This is a genomic window from Dellaglioa sp. CoH-57-MRSF-22, from assembly GCF_056781895.1.
Genome location: NZ_JBXAXT010000103.1, coordinates 1 through 409 on the forward strand (window position 1 = coordinate 1; position 409 = coordinate 409).

The 409-nt window shown below is 57.0% G+C and carries 1 protein-coding gene; it reads left to right on the plus strand.

Annotation, left to right across the window (positions count from 1 at the left end):
• On the plus strand, positions 1–409 hold a 409-nt coding region (locus tag AC1RPR_RS08385; RefSeq protein WP_481763498.1), incomplete at both ends, for a toprim domain-containing protein.

A 409-nucleotide genomic window follows, 5' to 3' on the forward strand; every position in this document is an offset into this window, starting at 1 on the left:
GTCGAAGAAAGCGGCGTCTGACCTTAACAAGATCAAGCGTCAGGGCCTGCCCGCAAAGTACGCGTCGTACGACCTGAAGACGAAGGTCGAACATCGCGAACTGTTCCTATTGGAGGGTGATTCGGCGGCCGGTAAGGTGCGCGAGGCACGATTCCCGTATCAGGCGATTCTGCCTCTGCGGGGTAAAGTGTTGAACGCGATGCGTCAGCCTGAAAAGGCATTGGAGTCGGAAGAAATTCTGAACATCTTGGCCGCAATCGGCTATGACGTGAACGCAGCAGACCCGATGACGAAGCTCCAGATTGGCAAGATCATCTGTCTGGCCGACCCGGACCCTGACGGCCCGTTTGTGTCTGACACTCCAATCCTTGTCCGTCGTCGGGATGACGGTGATCTCGGTATGGAGCCG